This is a genomic window from Marinobacter sp. EN3 (assembly GCF_000475315.1).
GTDB lineage: Bacteria > Pseudomonadota > Gammaproteobacteria > Pseudomonadales > Oleiphilaceae > Marinobacter > Marinobacter nauticus.
The window spans coordinates 503,441-528,393 of the sequence record NZ_AXCC01000001.1 but is presented as its reverse complement, the minus strand read 5'-3'; the positions used below and the strand labels follow the sequence as shown (position 1 = coordinate 528,393).

21 protein-coding genes and 2 tRNA genes are annotated in these 24,953 nt (G+C 57.8%); 10 read left to right on the top strand and 13 right to left on the bottom strand.

Annotated elements, in window-relative coordinates:
* The first annotated feature begins 68 nt into the window (after positions 1–68).
* On the top strand, positions 69–1,106 hold the full coding sequence (gene selD, locus Q675_RS21940) for a selenide, water dikinase SelD (protein WP_023010489.1): 1,038 nt from the start codon (positions 69–71) through the stop codon (positions 1,104–1,106).
* Positions 1,107–1,173: 67 nt separating this feature from the next.
* On the opposite strand, the gene Q675_RS21935 is transcribed toward selD, so the two are convergent.
* Together Q675_RS21935 and rnk are read right to left on the bottom strand one after the other, a co-directional pair.
* The gene (locus tag Q675_RS21935) at positions 1,174–2,328 is read right to left on the bottom strand and encodes a cytochrome P450 (protein WP_023010488.1); all 1,155 of its coding nucleotides are present in this window, start codon (positions 2,326–2,328) and stop codon (positions 1,174–1,176) included.
* Positions 2,329–2,430: 102 nt separating this feature from the next.
* Positions 2,431–2,817, bottom strand: coding sequence for a nucleoside diphosphate kinase regulator (rnk, locus tag Q675_RS21930; RefSeq protein WP_014421109.1), 387 nt, complete (start codon positions 2,815–2,817; stop codon positions 2,431–2,433).
* 308 nt (positions 2,818–3,125) lie between these two features.
* Between rnk and Q675_RS21925 the strand changes: the two genes are divergently transcribed.
* Positions 3,126–4,040 (top strand): AEC family transporter, encoded by a 915-nt coding sequence (locus Q675_RS21925; protein ID WP_023010487.1) that lies wholly within the window; start codon positions 3,126–3,128, stop codon positions 4,038–4,040.
* On the opposite strand, the gene Q675_RS21920 is transcribed toward Q675_RS21925, so the two are convergent.
* On the bottom strand, positions 4,020–4,985 hold the full coding sequence (locus Q675_RS21920; protein WP_023010486.1) for a zinc ABC transporter substrate-binding protein: 966 nt from the start codon (positions 4,983–4,985) through the stop codon (positions 4,020–4,022). The genes Q675_RS21925 and Q675_RS21920 overlap by 21 nt on opposite strands.
* Positions 4,986–5,127: 142 nt before the next feature.
* Here Q675_RS21920 and gltX point away from each other — a divergent pair, with 142 nt between their 5' ends.
* The 3 genes from gltX (at position 5,128) to Q675_RS21905 (ending at position 6,884) form a co-directional block, all read left to right on the top strand.
* Entirely contained in the window at positions 5,128–6,609 is a 1,482-nt protein-coding gene (gene gltX, locus Q675_RS21915) for a glutamate--tRNA ligase (RefSeq protein WP_023010485.1), read from the top strand.
* Positions 6,610–6,725: 116 nt separating this feature from the next.
* Positions 6,726–6,801: transfer RNA gene (locus Q675_RS21910), tRNA-Ala, on the top strand.
* Positions 6,802–6,808: 7 nt separating this feature from the next.
* Positions 6,809–6,884 (top strand) — tRNA-Glu (locus tag Q675_RS21905).
* 126 nt (positions 6,885–7,010) lie between these two features.
* Here Q675_RS21905 and Q675_RS21900 read toward each other — a convergent pair.
* The gene (locus Q675_RS21900; RefSeq protein WP_023010484.1) at positions 7,011–7,865 is read right to left on the bottom strand and encodes a 6-carboxytetrahydropterin synthase; all 855 of its coding nucleotides are present in this window, start codon (positions 7,863–7,865) and stop codon (positions 7,011–7,013) included.
* On the opposite strand from Q675_RS21900, the gene Q675_RS0118965 reads away from it, so the two are divergent.
* Positions 7,857–8,564: an NTP transferase domain-containing protein gene (locus Q675_RS0118965; RefSeq protein ID WP_081698826.1), complete on the top strand. Its 708-nt coding sequence runs from the start codon at positions 7,857–7,859 to the stop codon at positions 8,562–8,564. The two genes, Q675_RS21900 and Q675_RS0118965, sit on opposite strands and share 9 nt — an antisense overlap.
* Here Q675_RS0118965 and Q675_RS21895 read toward each other — a convergent pair.
* The 3 genes from Q675_RS21895 to Q675_RS21885 form a co-directional block, all read right to left on the bottom strand.
* Positions 8,544–9,641 (bottom strand): response regulator, encoded by a 1,098-nt coding sequence (locus tag Q675_RS21895; protein ID WP_023010482.1) that lies wholly within the window; start codon positions 9,639–9,641, stop codon positions 8,544–8,546. The two genes, Q675_RS0118965 and Q675_RS21895, sit on opposite strands and share 21 nt — an antisense overlap.
* A 51-nt stretch (positions 9,642–9,692) precedes the next feature.
* On the bottom strand, positions 9,693–11,078 hold the full coding sequence (locus Q675_RS21890; RefSeq protein ID WP_023010481.1) for an MORN repeat-containing protein: 1,386 nt from the start codon (positions 11,076–11,078) through the stop codon (positions 9,693–9,695).
* A 114-nt stretch (positions 11,079–11,192) separates the two neighbouring features.
* Entirely contained in the window at positions 11,193–11,654 is a 462-nt protein-coding gene (locus tag Q675_RS21885) for a hypothetical protein (protein ID WP_023010480.1), read from the bottom strand.
* A 99-nt stretch (positions 11,655–11,753) separates the two neighbouring features.
* Between Q675_RS21885 and Q675_RS21880 the strand changes: the two genes are divergently transcribed.
* A complete protein-coding gene (locus Q675_RS21880; protein WP_023010479.1) occupies positions 11,754–14,678 on the top strand; it encodes an insulinase family protein in 2,925 nt (974 codons plus the stop codon).
* Positions 14,679–14,722: 44 nt separating this feature from the next.
* On the opposite strand, the gene Q675_RS21875 is transcribed toward Q675_RS21880, so the two are convergent.
* Positions 14,723–15,538 carry a pyruvate, water dikinase regulatory protein gene (locus tag Q675_RS21875; RefSeq protein WP_011785359.1) on the bottom strand — a complete coding sequence of 272 codons (816 nt, stop codon included), beginning with the start codon at positions 15,536–15,538 and terminating at the stop codon, positions 14,723–14,725.
* A 132-nt stretch (positions 15,539–15,670) separates the two neighbouring features.
* On the opposite strand from Q675_RS21875, the gene ppsA reads away from it, so the two are divergent.
* Positions 15,671–18,043 carry a phosphoenolpyruvate synthase gene (gene ppsA / locus Q675_RS21870; protein WP_014421120.1) on the top strand — a complete coding sequence of 791 codons (2,373 nt, stop codon included), beginning with the start codon at positions 15,671–15,673 and terminating at the stop codon, positions 18,041–18,043.
* Positions 18,044–18,076: 33 nt separating this feature from the next.
* Positions 18,077–18,556 (top strand): ribonuclease E activity regulator RraA, encoded by a 480-nt coding sequence (gene rraA, locus Q675_RS21865; RefSeq protein WP_023009926.1) that lies wholly within the window; start codon positions 18,077–18,079, stop codon positions 18,554–18,556.
* Positions 18,557–18,605: 49 nt separating this feature from the next.
* Here rraA and Q675_RS21860 read toward each other — a convergent pair whose 3' ends face one another.
* The 3 genes from Q675_RS21860 to Q675_RS21850 form a co-directional block, all read right to left on the bottom strand.
* The gene (locus Q675_RS21860) at positions 18,606–18,896 is read right to left on the bottom strand and encodes a PilZ domain-containing protein (protein ID WP_023010478.1); all 291 of its coding nucleotides are present in this window, start codon (positions 18,894–18,896) and stop codon (positions 18,606–18,608) included.
* A gap of 5 nt (positions 18,897–18,901) precedes the next feature.
* The gene (locus Q675_RS21855) at positions 18,902–19,570 is read right to left on the bottom strand and encodes a TIGR04211 family SH3 domain-containing protein (protein WP_023010477.1); all 669 of its coding nucleotides are present in this window, start codon (positions 19,568–19,570) and stop codon (positions 18,902–18,904) included.
* Between the two features lie 117 nt (positions 19,571–19,687).
* Positions 19,688–19,987, bottom strand: coding sequence for a YciI family protein (locus tag Q675_RS21850; protein ID WP_011785354.1), 300 nt, complete (start codon positions 19,985–19,987; stop codon positions 19,688–19,690).
* Positions 19,988–20,074: 87 nt separating this feature from the next.
* Between Q675_RS21850 and Q675_RS0118960 the strand changes: the two genes are divergently transcribed.
* Positions 20,075–20,941, top strand: a complete 867-nt coding sequence (locus Q675_RS0118960) for a PHP domain-containing protein (RefSeq protein ID WP_031210980.1) — start codon at positions 20,075–20,077, stop codon at positions 20,939–20,941.
* 4 nt (positions 20,942–20,945) lie between these two features.
* Here the strand turns inward: Q675_RS0118960 and Q675_RS21845 are convergent, their stop codons facing one another.
* On the bottom strand, positions 20,946–21,488 hold the full coding sequence (locus Q675_RS21845; RefSeq protein ID WP_014421126.1) for a YecA family protein: 543 nt from the start codon (positions 21,486–21,488) through the stop codon (positions 20,946–20,948).
* Between the two features lie 2 nt (positions 21,489–21,490).
* The gene (rne, locus tag Q675_RS21840) at positions 21,491–24,664 is read right to left on the bottom strand and encodes a ribonuclease E (protein ID WP_023010475.1); all 3,174 of its coding nucleotides are present in this window, start codon (positions 24,662–24,664) and stop codon (positions 21,491–21,493) included.
* Positions 24,665–24,953: the final 289 nt, after the last annotated feature.

The window sequence follows — 24,953 nt, the reverse complement described above, 5'->3', positions numbered from 1 at the left end:
GAGCTGCATTGTAGACTGTTGCGTATTCTGACGTAACCGAGTTGCTCAACCGAAAGAAGGAAGACGCTTTGTCCATCAAATTGACTCAGTTCAGCCATGGCGCCGGATGTGGCTGCAAGATTGCTCCGGACGTTCTGGACCGCATCCTTCACACGGATGCCCCGGAATTTCACGATCCGCGACTGCTGGTGGGCAACAGCAGCCGAGACGATGCTGCGGTTGCCGATGTGGGTAACGGCCTTGGCATTATCAGTACCACCGATTTCTTTATGCCGGTGGTGGACGACCCGTTTGATTTCGGCCGCATTGCTGCCACCAACGCCATCAGCGATGTCTATGCCATGGGCGGAAAGCCGGTGATGGCCATCGCGATTCTGGGCTGGCCGGTCAATGAGCTGGAACCGGAAATTGCCGCCAAGGTGATCGATGGTGGTCGCGCAGTGTGTGCCGAGGCGGGTATTGCTCTGGCTGGTGGCCACAGCATCGACTCACCGGAGCCGATTTTCGGGCTGGCAGTAACCGGCCAGGTGGCTGTTGACCGTATTATCCGCAATGACACCGCCAAGGCGGGCGATCTGTTGTATCTCACCAAGCCACTGGGCGTCGGCATTCTCACCAGTGCTTCCAAGAAAGGTAAGGTTACCCCGGAAGATCTGGCCGTGGCGGTGGAGAGCATGGCGACCCTTAATAAGGTTGGGGAAGCGTTTGCCGAGGTGGACGGTGTCAATGCCATGACTGATGTCACTGGTTTTGGTCTTGCCGGGCATCTGTTGGAAATCTGCCGGGGCAGTGGGCTGGTCGCAAAGGTCAGCCGCAAAGCCGTGCCGGTATTGCCCAACCTGAAACCCTATATAGATGCTGATTGCATCCCGGGTGGTACCCACCGCAATGCGGCGGCCTTCGGCAAGGCGATTTCCGGCATGACCGACGCCGACAAACTGTTGTTCTGTGATCCGCAAACCAGCGGTGGTCTGATGGTAAGTGTTGAAGAAGCGAGTCGGGAAGCCTTTGAGGCCATCGCCCGTGAGCATGGGCTGGATCTGCAGCCTCTCGGGCGCCTGGAAGCCGCGGGCTCCGATGAAAGCCTGGTGTTTATCGAAGACTGATCCCAGAGTACTTTAAAGCCGCACCGGAGTTGCTCCGCTGCGGCTTTTCTGTTTTTCAGTGTGGCATTTACCGGAATACCAGCGGCAGAGCGTTGAATCCGCCCGTAGGGAACATCGCCCGCTCAGGCCGTTCGCCTGCCACTGGTTCGATGGTGTCGATCTGCTTCAACAACTCTTCCATGAAAACTCTCAGTTCCATTCGCGCCAGCGGTGCGCCTGGGCATACATGTATGCCCGCTCCGTAGAGCAGGTTCTGCGAGGCGTTCTGTTGCGGGCAGAACTGGTCCGGGTTGCCGAAAGTATCTTCGTCCCGGTTGGCAGATGCCCAGAGAAGGGTGATTTTCTCGCCGGCGGGAATGGTTCTGCCGCCTATCTCGACCTCTCGGGTGGTTACTCGGCGGTTGGAAATGAGTGGGGCGTCCATTCGCAGGATTTCGTCAATGGCTTCGGGGAGCTGCTCTGGCGCGGCCTTAAGGTTGTTCAGCAACTCGTGGTGGTGGGCCAGATAGTTGGTCAGTATCGAGATGCTCGCAGAAATGGTCGCGAGTTCGCCGACTGTCCAGTTGCGCAGGAGGCTGACCAGCTCTTCGTCGGTCATGGGTTGGCCATTGATTTGCTCACGCATTAACCGGGTGGTGACATCATCTGGCGCAGGCTTATTGGGCTGGCGCCGGGAATCCAGCAGGTCGCGGATGTACCCGTCAAACTCTTCAGCAACGTCGGCCATGGCGGCACGGTCGCGGGCGAGGGTTGCCCGGTGATTTTTCATCACCCACTCGGCTAGCGGTTGATGCAGGCTATCCGGCCAGCCCATAAACGCGCACTGAATCTGTAGCGCAAAGGGGCGGCTTAGAGCATTGACCACATCCAGCGGCTTGTTTTTGTCCAGGGTCTGTACCAGCGCCCGGGCCACATCCCGGCATACCGGTTCAAAGCGTGCCATGGGCTCCGGCGCAAAATAGGGTTCGATGGCCTTGCGGTAAGGGGTGTGTTCGGGCGGGTCCATGCCATTCGGTACGGACAGGTGCGCGGAGACGGCGTTACTGAAGGTGTGATGATCCTCCAGTGCCCGCATGACATCGGCATGGCGAAACAACGTCCACTGCTGGTAATCACTCCAGGCTACCGGGCATTCCTTGCGCATGGCATCGTAGGCGCGGATCTGGTCCGTCTGAACCTCGGCTGATCTGGGGTCCCAGTCTTCGTGGTGCTGCTCTGCCATACGGCCTCCTGATCTGTCGGTTAGCATTGATGAAATGCTACCACCGGAGGCCGTTCTGCCTTTGGAGAAATATCAAGTCCTGATATTTGTAAAGGAAAGTGCTTATGGGTTTCGGGTAACACCGATCACTTTCAGGTGGATGGGCTTGCGGCCTTTCATGGGCCATTCGATGCTGCTGCCAATGCTCAGCCCCAGCATGGCGGCACCGGCCGGTGCCAGTATCGAGACTTTGTGATCGGCGTCGCCTACTTCATGGGGGTACACCAACGCCACTTCGTGCTCCTCGCCGGTGTCTTCGTTCAGGAAGCGCACTCGTGAGTTCATGGTCACCACGCCCTCTGGCATGTCGGCCAGTGGCTTCATGTCGGCACGGCTGAGTTCGTCTTCCAGCCCATCGGCCACATCAGACTGGCCGGCGACCCGCTCAAGCAAGGTGCTGAGACGGTTATAATCTTCTTCTGCAACAGTGATAGGTGGCAATTCAGCCATAGCAATCTCCAGGTAAACAATCGATTGTTGGTTAGGCGCTGAATCCGGACGGGGAAGAGAGTGGATTCAGCGAAATCAGAGGCGGATGGCAGCCCTGCCGGTGTTCCCGAAGGAGGACCGCAGTGCCAGAGATATCGTGTAATTGCCTGAACGCAGAATGTTCACGGGAATTGCACTTCGCCTTTAGAGTTGAAGAAGCTCTGAATCTACCCCCGGGTGAGCAAAATGGCAACTGCGAACTTGCCGAAGATCTGTGCTAGTGTCTTGCACCTGTGAACGGGCTGGTGTCTGGTAGTCGGGAGGTGGTGATGCCAATGGTGGTTCAGGCTTTGATTCCTGTCTTCGTGCTGATCATGTTGGGCCATGGCTTGCGCCGCGTGGACTTTCCCGGAGGTGATTTCTGGCCCCGTGCGGAGCGCTTCACCTATTACGTACTGTTTCCTGCCATGCTGGTGTTCAAGCTTGGGCAGGCCCGGCTGCCTCCTTCCGCCTACGGTGATACGGCGATGCTGATTATCGCCATGCTGCTGGCGATGACGCTGGTGCTGGTGGCTGCGCAGTGGCTCTGGGGCTGGTCTGGTCCGGTGTTTTCTTCGCTATACCAGGGTGCGATTCGTTTCAATTCCTACGTGGGTCTGGCCGCGGGTGGCATGCTCCTGGGGGATGATGGGCTCTCGCTCACGGCTATCGCCGTGGCCATTATGGTGCCGTTGTTGAACCTGCTGTGTATTCTGATGTTCGCTCTGGTAGCAGGGCGAGAGCAAATCAATCTGGCGGCGGTGATTCGGGCGATTGTCACCAACCCGTTGATCGTCGGTTCGGTCATTGGCGTGCTCTGGAGCTATTTTCAGGTAGGGTTTCATCCCTTGCTGGCGGGCATACTGGAGCCGTTGAGTAATCTGGCGCTGCCGATGGGGCTGATGTGCGTGGGGGCTGGTTTGCAGCTCAGTGCCCTGCGTGGCGGTTCGGTTCCGTTTATTGTCTCCTCGGCTCTTAAACTGGTGGCGTTTCCACTGATGACCGCGGGCCTGGCCTGGATGCTCGGGCTGGAGGGGCTGCTGGTGCAAGTGGCGGTGCTGTTGGCGGCCTTGCCTACTGCCACGTCGGCCTACATTCTGGCGCGCCAGCTTGGCGGGGATGCGCCGCTGATGGCAGGGATCATCAGCGGGCAAACCCTGTTGGCGATGGTCTCTATTCCGGTGCTACTGAGCCTGCTCTGGTAAGCACTTGAGAACCGCATCGGCCACAGATTGCTGAAACTCGATGTAGCCTGCCGGTGTCGATTCAATGTCGGTTGCCAGCGGGTCCCAGGTGCTGAAGGTGACGTTCAGTCCTTCGGTAATGGAACGCCACCACTGGCGGTTGAATTGGGGCTCGGTCAGCAGGCACGGGTGATTGGCAGCTTCGAGCTTGGCCTGAACATCGGCGATGTGTCGGGCGCCAGGGGAAAGTTCCGGGTTCAGGGTCAGAACGCCTTCCAGCGTCAGCCCATAGTGCTCGGCGTAGCGGGTAAAGGCATCGTGATAGGCGAACAGGCTGATGTCATCCAGGCCGGCAAAGCTCGCTCGAATACTCTGCTCTTTGTTGAGCAGTTCGGTTTGAAAACGCTCCAGGTTGGCATTCAGTTCCTCGGGGTTTACGCCCTCAAGTTCGCTCAGTACATTCCGGATGTCTTTCGCCATGTCCAGTGCCAGCATCGGGTCTACCCATATATGTGGGTCTTCGCCGTCGCCGTGATCGTGGTGATGGACATCGGGTTCGTCATGATGCCCGTGATCATCGTGCTCTTCATGTTCAGGCTCATGGTTGTGCTCATCATGATGCTCGTCGTGCTCAGATTCAGCGCCTTCGCTTTCCAGGAAAGCCACCGACCGGCCAGCGAATTCCTTGCCACCGAGCAGACGGTTGAGGAAGGTTTCCATATCCGGGCCGACCCAGAAGATGACATCCGCCTGTTCCAGGGCACGCCGCTGAGAGGGCTTCATGCTGTAGTTATGGGGGCTGGAGCCGGGTGGTACCAGCGTTGATACCTCCACGCTGTCACCCGCGACAGCTTTGACCAGAAGTTCGACAGGTTTAATGGACGCAACCACATTGGTTGCGGCGGCGGGTGTTGCTATAGCCAGGGCTGAGAGTGCAAGGGCCAGGCGGGTGACATTCTGTGGCATGGTGTATCGAATCCTGCGTGTACGTGAAACGTTATAATATAACAGTTTGTGTCGGGGATGCAAAAGCCGCCCATGCGAAACCTCAGGATGGCCGCTATAATGCGCCCTTTATAAATCGGCCACTTATTTTCAGGATGGTTTCATGACAGTACGCACCCGAATTGCCCCGTCGCCCACCGGCGATCCACACGTTGGTACCGCCTACGTGGCCCTGTTTAACCTTTGCTTTGCCCGTCAGCACGGCGGCCAGTTCATTTTGCGCATCGAAGACACCGATCAGGCCCGCAGTACCGCTGAATCCGAGCAGGATATTCTGACAGCGTTGCGGTGGCTGGGTCTGAATTGGGACGAGGGTCCCGACGTTGGCGGCCCCCACGGCCCGTATCGCCAGTCTGAGCGCAAGCACATGTACGGTCAGTATGCCGAGGACCTGGTCACCGCTGGTCATGCGTTCTATTGCTTCCGTACACCGGAAGAGCTGGATGCTATCCGCGAAGAGCGCAAGGCTCAGGGCCTGAATCCCGGCATCAAGGGCGATCTGGAGTTGCCGGAAGAAGAGGTAAAGCGCCGTCTGGATGCGGGTGATCCGTATGTTATCCGCATGAAAGTGCCCGACGAAGGCGTGTGTGAAATTCAGGATATGCTCCGGGGTACCATTGAGATCGATTGGGCTCAGGTGGACTGCCAGATCCTCTTGAAGTCTGATGGGATGCCGACCTATCACCTGGCCAATGTTGTTGATGACCATTTGATGGGCATTACCCACGTGCTGAGAGGTGAGGAATGGATCAATTCTGCGCCCAAGCACAAGCTGCTGTATCAGTACTTTGGCTGGGATATGCCAGAGTTGTGTCACCTGCCGCTGCTGCGTAACCCTGACAAGAGCAAGCTGTCTAAGCGCAAGAACCCGACCAGTATCAACTTTTACGAGCGTATGGGCTTCTTGCCAGAGGCTGTGACCAACTACCTGGGCCGTATGGGCTGGTCCATGCCGGACGAGCGTGAGAAATTCACTCTGGATGAGATGATCGAGAACTTTGATATCCAGCGCGTGTCCCTGGGTGGCCCCGTGTTTGACGTGGAAAAACTGCGTTGGCTCAACGGCCAGTGGATTCGTGAGGAGCTGAGCGACGAGCAGTTCATGGCGCGGATGCAACAGTGGTGGTTTAACCAGGACGACTTGAAAGCCCTGGTGCCCCATATCAAGGGTAGGGCAGAAGTGTTTTCCGATGTGGCGCCAATGGCCCAGTTCATGTTCAGCGGCATGCTGAATCTGAAGCCGGAGGACTTTGCCCATAACAAGCTGGATGAGAGCCAGGTCAAACGGGTGCTGCAGTTCGCCCTTTGGAAGCTGGAAGCTCAGCGCCACTGGAGCAAGGACACCATCTTTGCCGACATCAAGGCGTTGGCGAAAGCCATGGACCTGAAGATGGGCGATTTCATGTTCTCGATCTTTGTGGCCATTGCCGGAACGCCCAATTCCTGGTCAGTGATGGACTCCATGGCGTTGCTGGGCCCGGACATGACTCGCTCCCGTTTGCGTCATGCCCTTGAGGTTATGGGTGGTTTTTCCAAGAAAGAAACCAAAAAAGTAGAGAAGGAATACGCCGCTCTGGGTGTTTGATGAGCGGTTTGTTGGTTAATTGAACGATGAGAACAGGGATGTTCAAAAAACTTTAAAAAAAGCGGAATCGGGTGTTGACGCCCCAAGGGCGGATCCTTAATATACGCATCCGTTGAGGGGCCATAGCTCAGCTGGGAGAGCGCAACACTGGCAGTGTTGAGGTCAGCGGTTCGATCCCGCTTGGCTCCACCAATTTCTAGTCCCCTTCGTCTAGTGGCCTAGGACTCCGCCCTTTCACGGCGGCAACAGGGGTTCGAACCCCCTAGGGGACGCCAATTAGGCTTGACGGTTTAGTCCACCGGATAGCCATCAAAAAAACCGCCTTCGGGCGGTTTTTTTGTGTCTGAACGAATGAGCTGCGGGATTCGCGCCGTTTAGGGCGCCAATCCCGGATGGCCGGTTCAGGCTCGTATGGCAATAGCGCCTTTGCCCACTCCCTCGTAGGCTTTTACCCGAATTTCCTCTCCGGAGAACTCCGCTTTCAGTTTGTCCGCAATGTGGGCGGCAATCAGCTCTACGGTTGTGTCCGTTTCCAGCATGTATACCCGGTGCTCAGGCAGTGTCAGGGCAAACTCTCCCTGGTTGGCTTCATACTCGAAGGTGATATAGCCAATGCCATCCTCGCCCACGAACCGGCGAGCCACGTCTTCTTCTGTGCCCACATAGATATCCTGCCAGAGCTTCGCCCAGCGTTCTTCCAGGTCATAGGCCCGGTGTCCGTTGCGGTCAATGCGTATCGGGGAGCGATGCCCATGGGCAATGCGCTGGCAGTTGCCCAAGTGCTTTTTCAGGCCGTGAACATAGTGGTAGTAAGCGCCTTCGATGACTTCTTCGCGCAGGTTGATGTCGACGGAGGTGACATTGCCGGGCAGAACGGCTTTAAGCTCTTTTTCCAGCAGGGCGGCCACAGCAGACGGGACGACCCGGTCCGAGGACAGCCAGACAACGGCTTCGTCCGGCGAGCTGTGCTCGATGTGACCGCCGCCAGAGAGTGCCCAGCGGAAAGTGTTGGGCGCGTCCTCGCTCCATTGCAGGCCTTCGTATCCGCGGGGAATCACCAACCGGTGGTCAACGCGTTCGTCAATCACCCTTTTGATGGTGCGCTTGACGTTGCTGAAGTCAAAGACCATACCCTGTTCGTCCAGTTCTCCTCCCAGCACCACATCGGCAATCCAGCTTTCGCCAACCAGGCCTCGAGCGGGATCCAGATAGGCGAAATCAATCACAGTGAGGTTGTCGACAAAGAGATGGTTCATGGAGGGTCCGGCGTGGTCAGGTTGCATGATGGCGGAATTCTAGCAAAAATCGCTGCATTCAGCAGTTTCAGGGGGCGCATCATAAACGCGAATCATAGCATCAAGGATCCGCAGTTTCCGGCATTGGTGCTGGCAGCCGGCCAGGCGAGACGAATGGGGTGTTACAAGCAGGCCTTGAAACTGCCAGGTGGCGATTCATTGCTGGGGCACGCCATTAGTCAGGCGCGGCAGCTATCGGCGCAGACGTGGGTGGTTGCGGGCGCAGGCTACCCTCTGGTGCGCTTTCGCTGCAATCGGCAACCGGCGCACTGGGTGGTTAACGAGCGTTGGCGGGAGGGCTTGTGGACGTCGTTGATTGCCGGCCTGCAGGCGCTTTCTCCCGCTGCTTTGGGTGTGTTTGTGCTGTTGGCAGACCAGCCCTTACTGGATACCGAAGGGCTCAGACGGCTGTCCGCAAACGCCCGGCGGAAGCCAGAGGTGCCCTGGGCAGCCAGTTATGGCAAGCGGGTAGGCGTGCCAGCCTGGATTCCGAAATCGCTCTGGGGAGATCTGTTATTGCTTAAGGGCGATGCGGGGGCGGGGGTGGTTCTGAACCGGGCCGGAACCCGTCCGGTTGAAATAGCCGGGGTGCAACAGGACGTTGACACCCCTCAGGACTGGCAGCAGGTCCGTGGGCAATTAGCCGAACAGGCCGGATAACCAGGCGATTCCTACGCTGAAAATACCCAGACTGATGGCCAAGCCAACGGTATAGATGCGCGAGTTGGCCGAGCGCTGCTGAGACACGTACAGATCGATGGTGCGCTGGGCAATGTCCTCGGCGGTCTCCCGGGAAATCTCGTGGGCCTGCTGAATGGCTTCCGACTGCAGGGTTTGCCAGAACTCGGTGTCGATGGTCTGTACGCTGGTGATGTGGTCCTTCAGCTCTGCCATATGCTCGGAGGTGAATCCGGCGTTTTTGGAGAGTTCTTTTTTCAGGGAAGTAAGCTCGCGACCCAGGTTCAGGTTAACTTCGGCAGCCACTTCGTCGCGCAGGTTGCGGGTGCGTTCATCCAGCATCTTGCTGAGTGACTCCAGGCGCTCCTCGATAGTGGCTTCCTGCCTGCTGCGGGTTTCGTCCAGCGCACGCTTGAGGTGATCGAACTGTTCATCGAAAAGGGAGCTGAGCAGTTCATGCAGCCGGTTGTTGATATGAGTCTTGACCGCCGAGCGGGCAATCTGCTCAATCAGGTCGCTGGTCAGAGGCACCACATTCGGGGCGCTTTGGCCGTTCAGGCCGCTTTCTGCTTTTGGCGACAGTTGCACAGAGGCATCCTCCGGAAAGTCCATGGGTTCGTCATCTGACTCGCGCAGGTCATGGCCGTTCATTTCAACAGGTGCTTCTGGCACGTTCCCCTGCTCGACGTCACTGGCCAACTGCTCCAGCATCAGGTTGAGACCTTCGTTGTGAGGCGGCTTGGTAAGGATGTTGTAGACACCAAAGTTGCGCGCTTCCTCCATAAAGGAAGAGGATTTCTTGGAGGTACACATGATGATCGGAATGCCGGCCGTTTCCGGGTTGTTCTTGATGGCCTTGGTGGCTTCCACGCCATTCATGCCGGGCATCAGGTGATCCATAAAGATCACGTCTGGCCGGTCGTGGCTCTTCAGGAAATCCAGCGCTTCTTCTGCTGATCCCGCCATGTTCACTTCCATGTCCCGACTCTCGAGCAGTTTGCTTAGCGCAAACCTGGCAACTTTGGAGTCGTCCACCAGCAGAGCATTTTTGATTGCCATGTCACTACCTCAACCTGTTACTGCAAACGCGTGGGTGCTGCGACCGGGTGATTACCAGCCTTCCAGTTGCGGGCACTGGGTTGCCCGATAACTCTTTTCCCGATAACAGACACCGGGTTCCGTGGTGCGGGCGGTAAACACTTCGCCGGCCGCGGTTGTCAGGCGAACCTGTCCATAGGGTTCACCATGGCGGAAAGTGGCCTCGATGGAGCTGCCGTTAGGGTTGCGCAGCAGGCCTTTGCCGTGGAACTTGCCTTCCATGTACTGGCCATCGTATTTCTTTCCGTCAGCAAAGACTTCCGAGCCCTTGCCATGAAATTCGCCGTTGGAGAATTCGCCTTCGTAGGAGCGTCCGTCCGGGTAGGTGAGGGCGCCCTGGCCGTGGAATTCATCATTCCGAAAGCCGCCAACGTACAGCATGCCATCGGCGGTGGTCAGGGAACCATGGCCATTCATACGGCCCTGCTCCCAGTTTCCGGTCAATATGTCGCCGTTGGCCAGGGTAAGCGTGCCCTTGCCGTGGAACTGATCGTTCTGGAACTGGCCGGTATAAGTCGTGCCGTCTGCGGAGCGCCAGCGCCCCTCACCGTGCCGTTCGCCCCGTTTCCAGTCGCCCTCGTAGCGGCTTCCATCGGAGTACCAGGCGGTACCGGAACCATCAAACTCGGCGTCCACGAAGTGGCCTTCATAACGCAGGCCGGAGCTATCTTCCCAGGTGCCATCACCAGTGGTGATGCCGCCGCGCCATTCACCATTCCTGTAGTTTACGGTGGTGAAGGCTTCCAGTTTGCCGACCAGCGTGAGTTCGTCGCCGGCTTCCAGTGCCACTGAATTGCTCCAGGACTGGTATCCGGGCTTTTCGATGGTGATGTCATAGAGGCCGGGGTCCAGCTCCAGGTCCAGGCGGGTGGCGCCATAGGATTTACCGTTGATCGTAACCTGATCGCCCACCACGTTGGAGCGTAACACCAGGGTGCCGGTTTTCGGAGGCTCGGGCGCGGGTTTCGTCTCCGGCACGTCGCGTTGGGAACGCATAGCCGAAACTGGTTCGGCCATGGCCAGCATTTCCGGGTTTTCGGGCATTGGTTCAACGGTGAACGGTTCGCTGTTTGCTGCTGTTTCGGTCTGTTCGCCGGTGGCCGGAAGCGCGTTGTCGACGGGCTGCGGCGTCTCCGGAGTGTCTGCCAATGGTGTCTCGCGGGTATCAGCAAACAGCGGCTCTTCAGCCACAGGTGCGGGTGTTTCGGCTTCAATCCGGGTTGTGGGTGTTTTCGCGGCTGAGGTTTCCGGCGCGGTGGCATGCTCCACGGTTTGCGCCATAGCCGGAACTGTGGTGTCGGTGGTATCCAGACCCTTGCGAACCGATGCGAATCCGGCAGTAACCAGAAGCATGAGCGCAAGTGCATTGATGAACAGCAGCGGCCTGAAATCGACCATGACAAAACCTCTTGATCCAAGTGTTCCGGATGCTTTGTTATGGGTTCATCTTAACCACTGTCTGCAACGTTATGTAACAGAAAGTGTCTGAACTTGATCAGAATGCCGGTCGTATCACATTTTGTCCGGAAGCCGATCATGGTTAAGTTGCTCCCAGGACTTCATGTAAACATCGGCTTCATATTGATAGGGAGACCGGAACGGGGTCAGAACAAAATCGAATATCAGGAAAAAGGAGCCGATCGACAGCCAGGCGATCGTCAGGGTGCTGATGGTCGTGGCCTGTTCCTCCGGATTCGAGTTGACGAACTCCTGCAGCATCGGGATCAGGTCACCGGCCATGACTACCGGGTTGAAGCTGGCCAGGACAAAGGGCAGCCAGAAGGCAATGAAGATGGGGAAGAAGCCGTAAGACCACAGCACACGCCGTAACAGGTAGATAGCAACTTCCCGCCAGAATCGCTGTCGAATCTCGGGAACTTTGCGGATTCGCTCGAGATACTGGCGTCGTTCGGCCCACCAGGCGGCAACTTCAGGGGCGTCGATGTGGGATTTGTCTGGGCTGCGGTCTGTCATGGATTGGCAGGCTACCTTGTTGAGTCCGTTCCGTGCATGATATCCGATACTACGTGTTACCCTGTAATTCTCCAATTGTTCTATACACAGGATTTTTTAATGGCTGCAGTGACTGACAACGCAATCCATCCGGCTTTTGAGAAACTTCGCAGTCACCGGATCGGCACCCTGAACCTTGAGGTTGAGGAGTATCGCCACAAAAAGACCGGTGCACGCCATCTTCACCTGGCGGCGGATAACGACGAGAACGTATTCTTCGTTGCTTTGCGAACGTTCCCGATGGATTCGACCGGTGTCGCCCACATCCTGGAGCATACCGCCCTGTGCGGCAGTGAGCGTTACCCGGTGCGTGATCCGTTCTTCATGATGATTCGCCGCTCCCTGAACACTTTCATGAACGCGTTCACCAGCAGCGACTGGACTGCTTATCCCTTTGCCAGCATGAACCGCAAGGACTTCGATAATCTGCTGTCGGTGTACCTGGATTCCGTGTTCTTCTCCAAGCTGGACCCGCTGGATTTTGCACAGGAAGGTCATCGCCTGGAATTTGACAAGCCGGATGACCCATCCAGCGACCTGGTCTACCGGGGTGTGGTCTACAACGAGATGAAAGGGGCGATGAGTGCACCTACCTCCCAGCTCTGGCAGAACCTGACCAGCCATCTGTTCCCGACCACGACTTATCACTACAACAGCGGCGGCGAGCCGGACCATATTGTCGATCTGAGTTATGACGACCTGGTGAAGTTCTATCGCCACCACTACCACCCGAGCAATGCGATTTTTGCGACCTACGGCAATATCCCGGCCCGGGAACACCACGAGAAGTTTGAAGAGCTGGCGCTGAAACGGTTCGATCGGCTGGATATTGAACTGCCGGTGAAAGACGAGAAGCGCATGTTCGCGCCGGTCCGGGTAGAGCAGGGCTATGCGGTAAATGAAGGTGAGAGCACCGACAACAAGACCCACATTGTGATGGGGTGGTTGCTGGGCCACAGCTTCGACCTGCAGGAAAATCTTGAAGGCCAGTTATTGTCTGCCGTCTTGCTGGAAAACAGCGCATCGCCGTTGATGCGGGCGCTGGAAACCACAGACCTGGGCCATGCGCCGTCTCCCATGTGCGGGCTGGAGGATTCCAACCGGGAAATGACCTTCGTTTGCGGTATTGAGGGCAGCGAGCCGGAGCGCAGGGCGGATCTGGAACAGCTGATTGAGTCTACGCTGCAGAAGGTGGTGGATGACGGTGTCAGCCAGGAGCGCCTCGAGGCCATCCTGCATCAGTTGGAACTGCACCAGCGGGAGATTGCCGGAGACCAGTTCCCCTACGGCTTGCAACTGATCATGAGCGCGATTGCCCCCATGGTTCATGGTGGTGATCCGGTGGAACTGCTGGATCTCGAGCCGGTATTGGCCACATTGAGGGAAAAGATCAAGGATCCCGAGTATGTGCCCGGGCTGATCCGGCGCAAGTTGCTGGAGAACCCGCACCGGGTAACCCTGACCTTGCGCCCGGATGAAAAACTCGAAGGCCGTCGTCAGCAGGCCATCAAGGAAGCCCTTGCCCGGCGCAAGGCGGAGCTGTCCGACGATGATATCAGCCATATTGTGCAGCGTGCTCAGGCACTGGAAGAGCGCCAGATGCGCAAGGATGATGATTCCATACTGCCCAAGGTTGGGCTGGATGATGTGCCGCTGCAGATGCCGGAGCCGGAGGGACGGTACGATGCCGAAACCGGTGCGACCGTTTATTCCCGAGGCACTAATGGCCTGGTGTATCAGCAGGTGGTGCTACCGCTGCCGGCTCTGAGCAAAGACGAACTGTTGCTGTTGCCTTATTACACCACTCTGATTTCCGAAGTGGGGTGTGGAGAGCTGGATTACTTGCAAATGCAGGATCGTATTTCTGCGGAATCTGGCGGCATCGGCGCTTCTTTTACTGCCAAGGGGCAGATTGATGATGTTCAGGCTATGACCGGCTATCTGATTTTCAGTGGCAAGGCGCTGAGCCGCAACAGCAAAGCGCTGACCCGCCTGCTGAAGGATGTCTACACCGGGGCCCGTTTTGACGAAAAAGAGCGTGTTCGTGAGATCATTGCCCAGATCCGGGCTCGCCGTGAGCAGGCGGTGACGGGCAGCGGGCATGCCCTGGCCATGGGCGCAGCGGCTCAGGGCGTCAGTTCCGGTGCCTGGTTGTCGTACCGTCTGGGTGGTCTGGCTGGAATTCGTGGTACCAAGGAGCTTGATCAGCAGCTCAAAGATGAAGCCGGCCTGGCCGATTTCTGTGGCAAGCTGGCCGCGCTGCACAACCGTATTCGCAGCCAGAACCGCCAGTTCCTGCTGATTGGTGAGGACGACCAGTTGTCGCCCATGCTGGATGAGTTGGGCACTTGCTGGAGCGGAGTGTCTGCAGAGGGTGAGGGTAACTGGTCCATGGAGCCGGTCAGTTACAACACCCGGGAGGCCTGGCTGACATCTACCCAGGTCAATTTCTGTGCCAAAGCCTACCCGACGGTTGCGGTGGATCATCCCGATGCGGCTGCGCTGACGGTACTGGGAGGCTTTCTCCGGAACGGTTATCTGCACCGGGCCATCCGTGAAAAAGGCGGGGCCTACGGTGGTGGCGCCGGCCAGGACAGCGTGAATGGTGTTTTCCGGTTCTTCTCCTATCGCGATCCCCGCCTTGCGGAAACCCTGGATGACTTCGATGCAGCGCTGAACTGGTTATACAGCGAAGCGCATGAGCACCAGGCTCTGGAAGAGGCTATCCTGGGTGTGATCGGCCAACTCGACCGCCCCCGCTCGCCAGCCGGAGCGGCTCGCCATGCTTACCACAACAGGCTGTTCGGGCGTACGCCGGAGCAGCGCGCACGTTTCCGTGAGAGGGTTCTTGGTGTCACTCTGGACGAGCTTCAGCGCGTGGCCAAGACCTGGCTTGCGCCTGAAAAGGCCAATGTGGCCGTCGTGACAAGCCCCGACAACCGTGCGGTTGTGGAAGGGCTTGGCATGGACATTCAGGAACTTTGATCTGACCGGCAGAGGGCCATTGGCTCTCTGCCGGGTTTCCTGCCTCAGCGGTGCCGCTTCAGGCCCGTTGTCACCATGATTCTGGTCGAGATTTCCTCAACGGAATACGCCGTAGTATTCAGATAGGGAATCCGCTCCCGCTTGTACATTAATTCGATTTCTTCAATCTCATGCATGCATTGCTGCAGCGATGAGTAGCGGGAGTTCGGTCGGCGCTCGTTACGAATGGTGGCAAGGCGTTCCGGTTCGATGGTCAGGCCAAACAGTTTTTCCTTATGGGGCCGGAGCGCGGCGGGCATCTTCTGGTCGTCCAGATCTTCTTCGGTAATCGGATAGTTGGCGGCCTTGATGCCGTACTGCAGGGCCAGGTACAGGCAGGTGGGCGTTTTACCGCTCCGGGATGCCCCGATCAGAATCAGGTCGGCCTCATCGTAATGCCGGGTGCGGGCACCGTCGTCATTGTCCAGCGCGAAGTTGACTGCGTGGATCCGGCGCTCGTAGCTGCCCGCGTTATTGATGGAGTGGGATTTGCCTACGGAGTAGGAGGACGACGAGTTGAGTTCCTGCTCCAGAGGGTTCAGGAAGGTTCCGAAGATATCTACCATAAAGCCGTCTGCCCGGCTGATAATTTCCCTGATGCCGCCATTAACGATGGTGTCGAATACCAGCGGCCGTTCCCCATCGATTTCCGACGCTTTGTTGATGCGGCTGACAAGATCCCGGGCCTTCTCCTCATCGTCGATATAGGGCACGGTAACCCGCTCAAACTCGATTTTTTCAAACTGCGCCAAAAGGGCATGGCCGAGCGCTTCTGCCGTAAGGCCAGTGCCATCAGAGATAAAAAACGCCGTTCTTTTCATGGTCGTATCCGGTCTGGTTTGAACTTTTTCCCGGGAGTCTTTGGTTGCCTCCCTAGGTAATTTCCGCAGCTTACAGTATCATACACGCCAGATTCGAGACTCCGCGCTACACAGACTCAAGGGAGACACGCTTTGGAAGATTACATTATCTGGTTTGACCACCTGGGAATGTCCGACGTAGACCGGGTTGGAGGCAAGAATGCTTCCCTCGGTGAAATGATCAGTAATCTCGCCAATGCTGGTGTTACCGTCCCTGGCGGTTTCGCTACCACTGCTCATGCTTACCGTGAATTCCTGGCCACCGACGGCCTGAAAGACCGCATTGACGAAGCCCTGGATGCCCTGGATGTCAACGACGTTAACGAACTGGCGCGGGTTGGCTCCCAGATTCGCCAGTGGGTAATCGACACCGCGTTTCCGGAAGTGCTGGATAACGCCTTGAAAGAAGCTTATGCCAAGCTTCAGGCCGGTAATGACCAGATGGCTGTCGCGGTGCGTTCCTCCGCCACCGCGGAGGACCTTCCTGATGCCTCTTTCGCCGGCCAGCAGGAAACCTTCCTGAACGTGGTGGGCCTGGAGCAGGTTCGTACCTCGGTGAAAGAGGTGTTTGCCTCGCTGTTCAATGACCGGGCGATCTCCTATCGCGTGCACCATGGTTTTGATCACAAGCTGGTAGCGTTGTCTGCCGGTATCCAGAAGATGGTTCGCAGTGAAACCGCTTCCAGCGGTGTTATGTTCACCCTGGATACCGAGTCCGGTTTCCGCGATGTCGTGTTTATTACCTCCTCATACGGCCTCGGTGAAACCGTGGTGCAGGGTGCCGTGAACCCTGACGAATTCTACGTACACAAGCCGACCCTGGAAGCCGGACGTCCGTCGGTATTGCGCCGTAACCTCGGCAGCAAGGCCATCAAGATGGTTTACCATTCCGAACCGGGTGAAGGTAAGTTTGTTGAAACCGTGAAGGTAGAGCAGGAAGACCGTAATCGTTTTTCCATCACCGATGCGGAAGTGGAAGAACTGGCCAAGCAGGCCATGATTATTGAAAAGCATTACCAGCGCCCGATGGACATTGAGTGGGCCAAAGATGGTGATGACGGCAAGATCTACATCGTTCAGGCCCGGCCGGAAACGGTCAAGAGTCGTGCAGCTGCCAATGTGATGGAACGTTACCTGCTGAAGGAAACCGGCAAAGTACTGGTGGAAGGTCGCAGTATCGGCCACAAGATCGGCAGTGGCCCGGTGAAGATCATCACCAGCATTAACGAAATGGACCGGGTACAGGCCGGCGACGTGCTCGTCACCGATATGACCGACCCGGACTGGGAGCCGGTGATGAAGCGGGCTTCGGCCATTGTTACCGACCGTGGCGGCCGTACCTGCCACGCCGCCATTATTGCCCGGGAGTTGGGTATTCCGGCGGTTGTGGGCTGTGGCGATGCCACCGAGGTGCTCAAGGATGGTCAGGACGTGACCGTCTCCTGTGCCGAAGGTGACACCGGTATGATCTACGAGGGTGCCCTGGACTTCGAGCTGCGTGAGAATACCGTGGACTCCATGCCCAACATTCCGTTCAAGATCATGATGAACGTGGGCAACCCGGACCGCGCCTTTGACTTCCAGGCGCTGCCCAATGAAGGTGTGGGCCTGGCCCGCCTTGAGTTCATCATTAACCGGATGATTGGCGTGCACCCGAAAGCGCTGTTGAACTTCGACGGTCTGCCCCGTGACATCAAACAGACCGTGGAAAAGCGCATTTCCGGCTATGCCTCACCGGTGGATTTCTACGTGGACAAGCTGGTGGAAGGTATTTCCACCCTGGCAGCGGCGTTCGCTCCGAAGAAAGTGATTGTGCGTTTGTCCGACTTCAAATCCAATGAGTACGCCAATCTGATTGGTGGCACCCTGTACGAGCCGGACGAAGAAAACCCGATGCTGGGCTTCCGTGGTGCATCGCGCTATATCTCCGATACCTTCCGCGACTGTTTCGAGCTTGAGTGTCGGGCTCTGAAGAAGGTCCGTAATGAAATGGGCCTGACCAACGTTGAAGTGATGGTGCCGTTCGTACGGACTGTCGGCGAAGCCGAACAGGTGGTGAACCTGCTGGCGGAAAACGGCCTGAAGCGCGGTGAGAACGGCCTGCGGGTCATCATGATGTGTGAACTGCCGGCCAATGCCATTCTGGCGGAGCAGTTCCTGGAGCACTTTGATGGCTTCTCCATCGGTTCCAACGATCTGACTCAGTTGACGCTCGGTCTTGATCGGGATTCCGGTATCATTGCCCACCTGTTCGATGAGCGTAACGATGCGGTGAAGGCGCTGTTGTCCAACGCTATCCAGGCCTGCAAGAAAACCGGTAAGTACATCGGTATCTGTGGTCAGGGTCCGTCGGATCATCCGGATCTGGCCAAGTGGCTGATGGATGAGGGCATTGATACCGTGTCTCTGAACCCCGATTCGGTACTCGATACCTGGTTCTTCCTGGCCGACGAGAAGATCGACTGATCACCAACACTTTGGGAAAAGGAGAGCGACAACGTGAGCAAGATTATTACTCCGGATCTATGTGACGAATTTCCGGAAGTGCAGGTGGTAGAGCCTGGCTTCAATAATTACGGTGGCGTGCGCCAGTTCGGCGGTGAGATCGTGACCGTGAAGTGCTTTGAAGACAACTCGGTGGTGAAAGAGCAGGTTGGTCTGCCCGGCAATGGCCGCGTGATGGTCGTCGACGGTGGTGCTTCCAAGCGCAACGCACTGCTGGGTGATATGCTGGCCGAGAAAGCCGCAGAAAACGGTTGGGCCGGCCTGATCATTTATGGCTGCATCCGGGATGTGGACGAGATTGGCCAGACCAATCTGGGCGTCCAGGCCCTGGGTACTGTGCCGCGCAAGACTGAAAAGCGCGGTATTGGCGATCTGAATATTCCCGTGACTTTCCACGGTGTGACATTCAAGCCGGGGCAGTACGTGTATGCCGATAACAACGGCATCATCGTCTCTGAGAAGCCGCTGGTTTAACCAACGGGTTCGGCACAGACAAAAACGGCGGCTCTAGGGCCGCCGTTTTTTATTGGGTCACTTCTATGATGTTGATTCCGAGCAGATAGCCATCGCCATCCGGCTCGCAGCGTACCACTTCACAGAGTGTCTCCAGGGGCGGAAAGTGATCCCCTGCGGACTCTATTCGGGTTCTCAGTTCTTCGCCAATCTCGAACGACCGTTCCACCGCCACTTGCATGCCGGCGGCACTGAGATCCCGGCAGATACCGGTGTGGGTTTCACCATCGTTGCCGGTAATCGTGATGGTGCTGTTCACCTGCATTCGATGGAAGTCGCGCTTCTCAGAGTAATCTTTCATCACCTTTACGCCCAGTTGTCGGTTTTTCTTGTTGGTTTGAGCATGGGAATGATCAGGGCCAGCAGTACGCCTCCAAACACAAGGCCCGCGCCCAGAAGCATGAAATCGGATTCCTTGCTCGCTTCAAGACGCTCGTTTTCTGCTGTCAGTACTTCCAGATCGTTACGCAGTTTCTGGTTTTCTTCTCGTAATTCCCGGTTCCGGCGCTCAAGATTGATGGAGTCTGCTGCAATATTCTTGATGCGTTGCAATTCAGTCTGCAGGTCTTCCGCCCGATTGGAAAGATTATTCTCGGCATTCTGCAGAGCGTTTCGTTCTTCGGTAACGGTTGCCAGCTGCTGCCGTGTTTCGGTCAGCTCGGCCCGTGCCGTATCCAGCTGCTGGCTGACTCTTCGTAGTTGGTCTGCGGCGATGGGTTCATTGCTCAGGTATTGGCTCGATACCCAGCCTTCGGTGCCTTTCGGGGTGCGTACGCGGGTATAGCTCTCACCGGTTTCGAGAACTTCCAGTGGCGTGCCGCTGGGAACCGCGTTTTCGATGATCCGGTACTGGCTGCCAGCGCCCGAGCGCACAGGCAGGTAAAGCTGATCATCGACCCAGACGGTGCGCGCCTGCGCAACGGAAACGGAGCTGACAATAAGCACAAGGCTGAAAAGGAGGCGGAGCGGTGTCACGGAGTACGTTCCCTGATAGTGTTATTACTGATGATTTAAACCCGCAATTCTGTCACAAGGTGGCCGCTATTCAAGCACCTCAGCGTTACAATCCGCTCATGCTGGCGGCTGCTGCGTTCAGGGCAGCACCACCTTGTAGGGTTTGACGATTACCTTTTCATACACGCCCGCATCGACGTAGGGGTCTGCATCGGCCCAGGCCTGAGCCTTCTCCAGCGATTCAAACTCGGCGATGACCAGGCTGCCACTGAAGCCTGCTTCTCCAGGATCGGGCGAATCAATGGCGGGATGGGGGCCGGCTACCAGTAACCGACCTTCGGCCTTGAGCTGTTCCAGCCGGGCCAGGTGCGCGGGTCGGGCTTCTTTGCGCAAGGGCAGGCTGTTGGCAATGTCTTCGCTGATGATGGCGTAATACATGAGTTCTCCGATCGGTGATCAGTTGAGGTTAGGGGCACTGCCTGAAGGCTGCTACACTGGTGCCCGTTTCGTTAATCAGGAATGTTCGTGACTATACCCCAAGACTCCAGAACGTGCATTGATTTGCATTGCCATAGCACGGCATCCGATGGCGCGCTGTCTCCAGAGGCCCTGATAGCCAGAGCCGTTGAGCAGGGGGTTAGCCATCTGGCATTGACCGATCATGACACCATCGCAGGTCTCGAGGTGGCGAGAAGTGCGACGTCAGGTTCCGGTTTGTCCCTGATTAACGGCGTGGAGCTTTCCTGTGTCTGGCGCAGTCATACCATTCATGTGGTTGGGCTCGATTTTGACGAACGTGATCCTGCGTTTCTCTCAGCACTTGAGCGTCAGAACGAGAACCGCTGGCAGCGGGCTCACATGATTGCCGACAGGCTAAGCCGCCTGAACGTGGACCAGCTTCTTGAGCGGGCAACGAAAGTGGCCGGTGGGGAGGTGCCCGGGCGCCCGCATTTTGCCGAGGTACTGGTAGAAGACGGTGTCGTACCCAAGGTGGCGCATGCGTTCAAACGGTATCTGGGTACAGGCAAGCCAGGAGATGTGAAGGCGTGTTGGCCGGAGTTGTCGGAGGTGGTGCAATGGATTGTGTCGGCCGGCGGAATTGCTGTGCTGGCCCACCCCAGAAAATACCGTCTTACCGCAACCCGTTTAAGGGCGCTGACTGCGGATTTCGGCCGTGCCGGAGGGCAGGGCATTGAGGTGTCAGTATCAGGCCAGTCCAGCGGCGATCTGGGTTTTGTGGCCGAGCTGGCGCGGCGGGAAAAACTCTGGGCCTCGCAGGGCAGTGATTTTCACTTTCCCGGGGCTCCGTGGTGTGAGCTGGGGCGGATAATGAAAATGCCAGAGGGGCTGGAGCCCGTCTGGCATCACTTCCGGCAACCGATTGAAGCCTGAGGCTTCAGTCCGGCGCGTGGAACAGCAGGTAGAGATCGGTCAGAGAGTCCGGGATGGCCTCTGCCATCTTGGCTGACAGCTTCTCGTCATTCCGGACTTTCTGGAAGTCCTCGTCCTCAAACAGGCCGGACAGTGTCAGCATCGGCACCATAAGGTCCGCCACTTCATCCTCATCCGCAGCTTGCAGCCAGGCCTCCTCGTGCTCGAGGAAGGTATCGACAAAGCCCGCGCACCAGTTTTCCAGAGCGTTCATCGGGTCACCGTCTTCCGGCTCTGGCAGCTCCAGTGGCTGGCCCATATCCAGGGCGTGGGCCATATCGCGTGCAAGCTCGTTCACACAATGGGTAAAGGTGTCAGGAATGCCGGTATCCGGCAGCTGATCTGTGCCTGTGGCAAGGCGGAAGAGATCTTCCGCCTTCAGGCTGACCGGCCCGATCACGCTGGCACACACCACGCCGTGGAACCCGAAAAAGTCCAGGGCATGATCACCCCAGGGTTCTGCGAACAGAATGTCTTCCAGCGCTTCGATGTCCGAGTTGCTCAGCATGATCAGTTGCTCCCGGCCTGCTTGGCCTCTTCTGCCTTTTTGGCTTCTTCGGCCGCGCGTTGGCGCTTGCGGACCTCTCTTGGGTCATTATAGGCCCGGCCCGGAGTCACCGGGATACCTTCCGGTGCACTGGCTTCCTGAGCCTCTTCTTTCTGCTCCGCTGGCTTTTCGCTAGCCGGAGCTGGCTTGGCTTTTGCGGGCTCCGAAGGCTGCTCTGGTTTGTCAGCGGGTTTTTCGCTGGCGGATTCGGCCTGTTTTTCCGGCGCAGTCTCCGCTTTTGGCTCGGGTTTCGCGGCCTCGGCCTTCTGTTCCGGCGCTTTGTCGGTTTTGCCCTCGGCAGGCTTCTTCTGGTCAGAAGCTGCACCGGTTTTCGGCTCAGCGGTCTTCGGTACTTCAGCCTTAGCTTGCTGGGGTGCCTTGGGCTCTGCCTTCGCCGGTTCTTTTTCCTCGTCTTTGGCAGGTTCAGCGCTGGCTTTTTCTGCAGGCTTTTCGGCGTCCTTTCCGGTTACCTGCTCGGCAGACTCAGGCTTGACAGCCTGTTTCTGCTCGGCTGTTGCCGGCAAGCTCTCCTTTTCGCCCTGGTCTTCAGCAGCAGCTGACTTCTCAACGCTATCGGCAGAGCGAGGCTTGCGCTGGCGGCCGGAGCTACGGCCTCTGCGGCCGTCAGACTTCTCTTTGCGGCTGCCATCTTCCTTCGCCTCAGGCTTGTCTTCTGCTGACGGAGCCTCTTTCTGCTCTGGCTGTTCGGTTTTGGCTTCCGGCTGGTCGGCCTTTTCCTGTTGTTCAGGCTTGCGGCTCTCTGGCGCAGTTTTGGTTTCCGGCGTTGCTGCGGCCGGTTGCTCGGCTTTTTCTACGCGCAGCTCACCGGATTTAGCATCCACTGGAGCTGTCTTGTCAGCCGCTTTTTCCGGCTGGGTATCTTTCTGGTGCTTCTCGCTGCGTTCCGCTTTGCGTTCGGCCGGCGTAGATACCGGAGCCTCGGCGGGTGAGCCATCCCGGTTACGTTGCCGGCGCGGTTTGCGCTGCTTGTCGTCTCCGCCTTGCTTGTCGCTGGCAGGGCTCTTCTGGGACTCCTGCTGTTCCCGGTTATCCTGCTGGCCTTTCTGGTCACGCTGAGGACGATTCCGGTTCTGGCCGCGGCCCTGGGAGTCCTTGCGGTTGTCCCGGCGGTTCTCATTGCCCTTGCTGTCGCCAGAGCGGTCGTCCCGGTTGGAACGGTTCTGGCCACCGCGTTCACCACGATTCTGATCGTCACCACGGCCACCACGATTGCGGCCCCGGTTGTCGTCGCCACGGCTCTGCTGGCTACCCTGACGGCGATCATTGCCGCTGCGGTTGCCGCCGGAGCGTTGGTCATCGCGGGCAACGCGGGATTTGCGGCGATCCTGGCGCGCCTGATTGCGACGCTCTTCACTCCGGTTGCGGTTGGTGTCACGGCTGGCTTCCTGCTCCGGTTCTTCACCCCGGAAGAAGCACGCGATCTTCTTGCCCAGTTTGCGGAACAGACCTTCTTCCTGCTCAGCCGCAGCCGTTGGCGCAGCAGCTGTTGGTGCGGGGGCTGGCGCGGAGGGGCGGATGGCTTTCACGGCAGCCTGCTCGCGCACCGGTTTCTCGGCACTTGCAACTTCTACCGCTGCCTCTTCCTCGCGCTCGCTGTACTGTTGCGCTACCTGATGACTGGAGACATGCTCCGGAGAGGTTTCGTCCTGACGCAGGCGCAGAATCTCGAAGTGCGGTGTTTCCATGTTGGGCACAGGTGCGACCACCACAGCTACACCCTGGCGGGCTTCAATGTCAGCCAGCTGCTTGCGCTTTTCGTTCAGCAGGAAGGTGGCCACAGAAACCGGCACCATGGCGCGTACTTCTGCGGTCTTCTCCTTGGAGGATTCTTCGTAGATCAGGCGCATGATGCTCAGCGCCAGAGATTCGATACCTCGGATGGTGCCCTGGCCCTCACAGCGCGGGCAAACCTCGCTGCGGGTCTCGCCCAGGGAGGGACGCAGGCGCTGACGTGACATTTCCAGCAGGCCGAAGCGGGATATCTTGCCAACCTGAACGCGGGCCCGGTCGATTTCCAGGGCTTCGCGCATTTTCTGTTCGACTTCACGCTGGTGCTTGGCCGGGGTCATGTCGATGAAGTCGATAACGATCAGGCCGCCCATGTCACGCAGGCGCAGTTGCCGTGCGATTTCCTCAGCCGCTTCAAGATTGGTTTGCAGGGCCGTTTCTTCAATGTCCTGGCCCTTGGTAGCCCGGGAAGAGTTGATGTCGATCGACACCAGGGCTTCGGTCGGGTCGATGACAATGGAGCCGCCGGATGGCAGTTTCACTTCGCGCTGGAAGGCTGTTTCGATCTGGCCTTCGATCTGGTAGCGGCTGAACAGGGGGATCTCGTCTTTATACAGCTTGATCTTGTTTTCGAAGGTGGGCATGACCGCACGAACGAAGCTCAACACGTCTTCGTAAACGTTATCGGCATCGATCAGGACTTCGCCGATATCCTGGCGGAGGTAATCGCGCACGGCGCGGATGATGACATTGCTTTCCTGGTGGATCAGGAAAGGCGCTTTGCGCTCGCCAGCCGCCTGGGTGATGGCTTCCCAGAACTGTACCAGGTAGTCGAGGTCCCACTGGAGCTCTTCGGTGGTGCGGCCAATGCCGGCCGTACGCACAATAATGCCCATGGACTTCGGCACCTGAACGCCGTTCATCGCTTCTTTGAGCTGGGCCCGTTCTTCGCCTTCAATGCGGCGCGAAATGCCACCGGCGCGGGGGTTGTTGGGCATCAGCACCAGGTAGCGACCTGCCAGGGAGATAAAGGTGGTCAGGGCGGCGCCCTTGTTGCCACGCTCTTCCTTGTCGACCTGAACAATGACTTCCTGGCCTTCGGAGACAACATCCTTGATGTTGATTTTGCCCTCAATCTGCCCGGGCGACTTCTTGAAATACTCTTTGGAGATTTCCTTCAGGGGCAGGAAGCCGTGGCGCTCTGCGCCAAAGTCAACGAAAGCCGCTTCAAGGCTGGGTTCTACCCGGGTAATGCGGCCCTTGTAGATGTTGGCCTTTTTCTGCTCGCGGGTACTGGATTCGATATCGAGGTCGAACAGCCGTTGGCCGTCAACCAGCGCGACGCGCAACTCTTCGGGATGAGTTGCATTGATCAGCATTCTTTTCATGGAAAGAAAGGGTTCCTGTCGTTTGTTGGTGACAGAAAACCGGGGGGATTCGCATCAGCGAAGCAGGATTTGCGTGCCGCGGGCCCTTTACAGCAGGCAGGCCGGCGGCCAGACGGATCAAACCCTTATGGGGTGCAATCCTGGGTGTCTGAGACCACCGCCGACATTCCGCCTGCCGGTGGGCAGGTCGAGGTCGAATAGGGTGAGAGTCTGTTGACGCATAATATCCGTTTCAGGTTCACACAAGCCCCTGGGTCTCACGTCGTATTGGTTTGCTGGACGGCCCGGG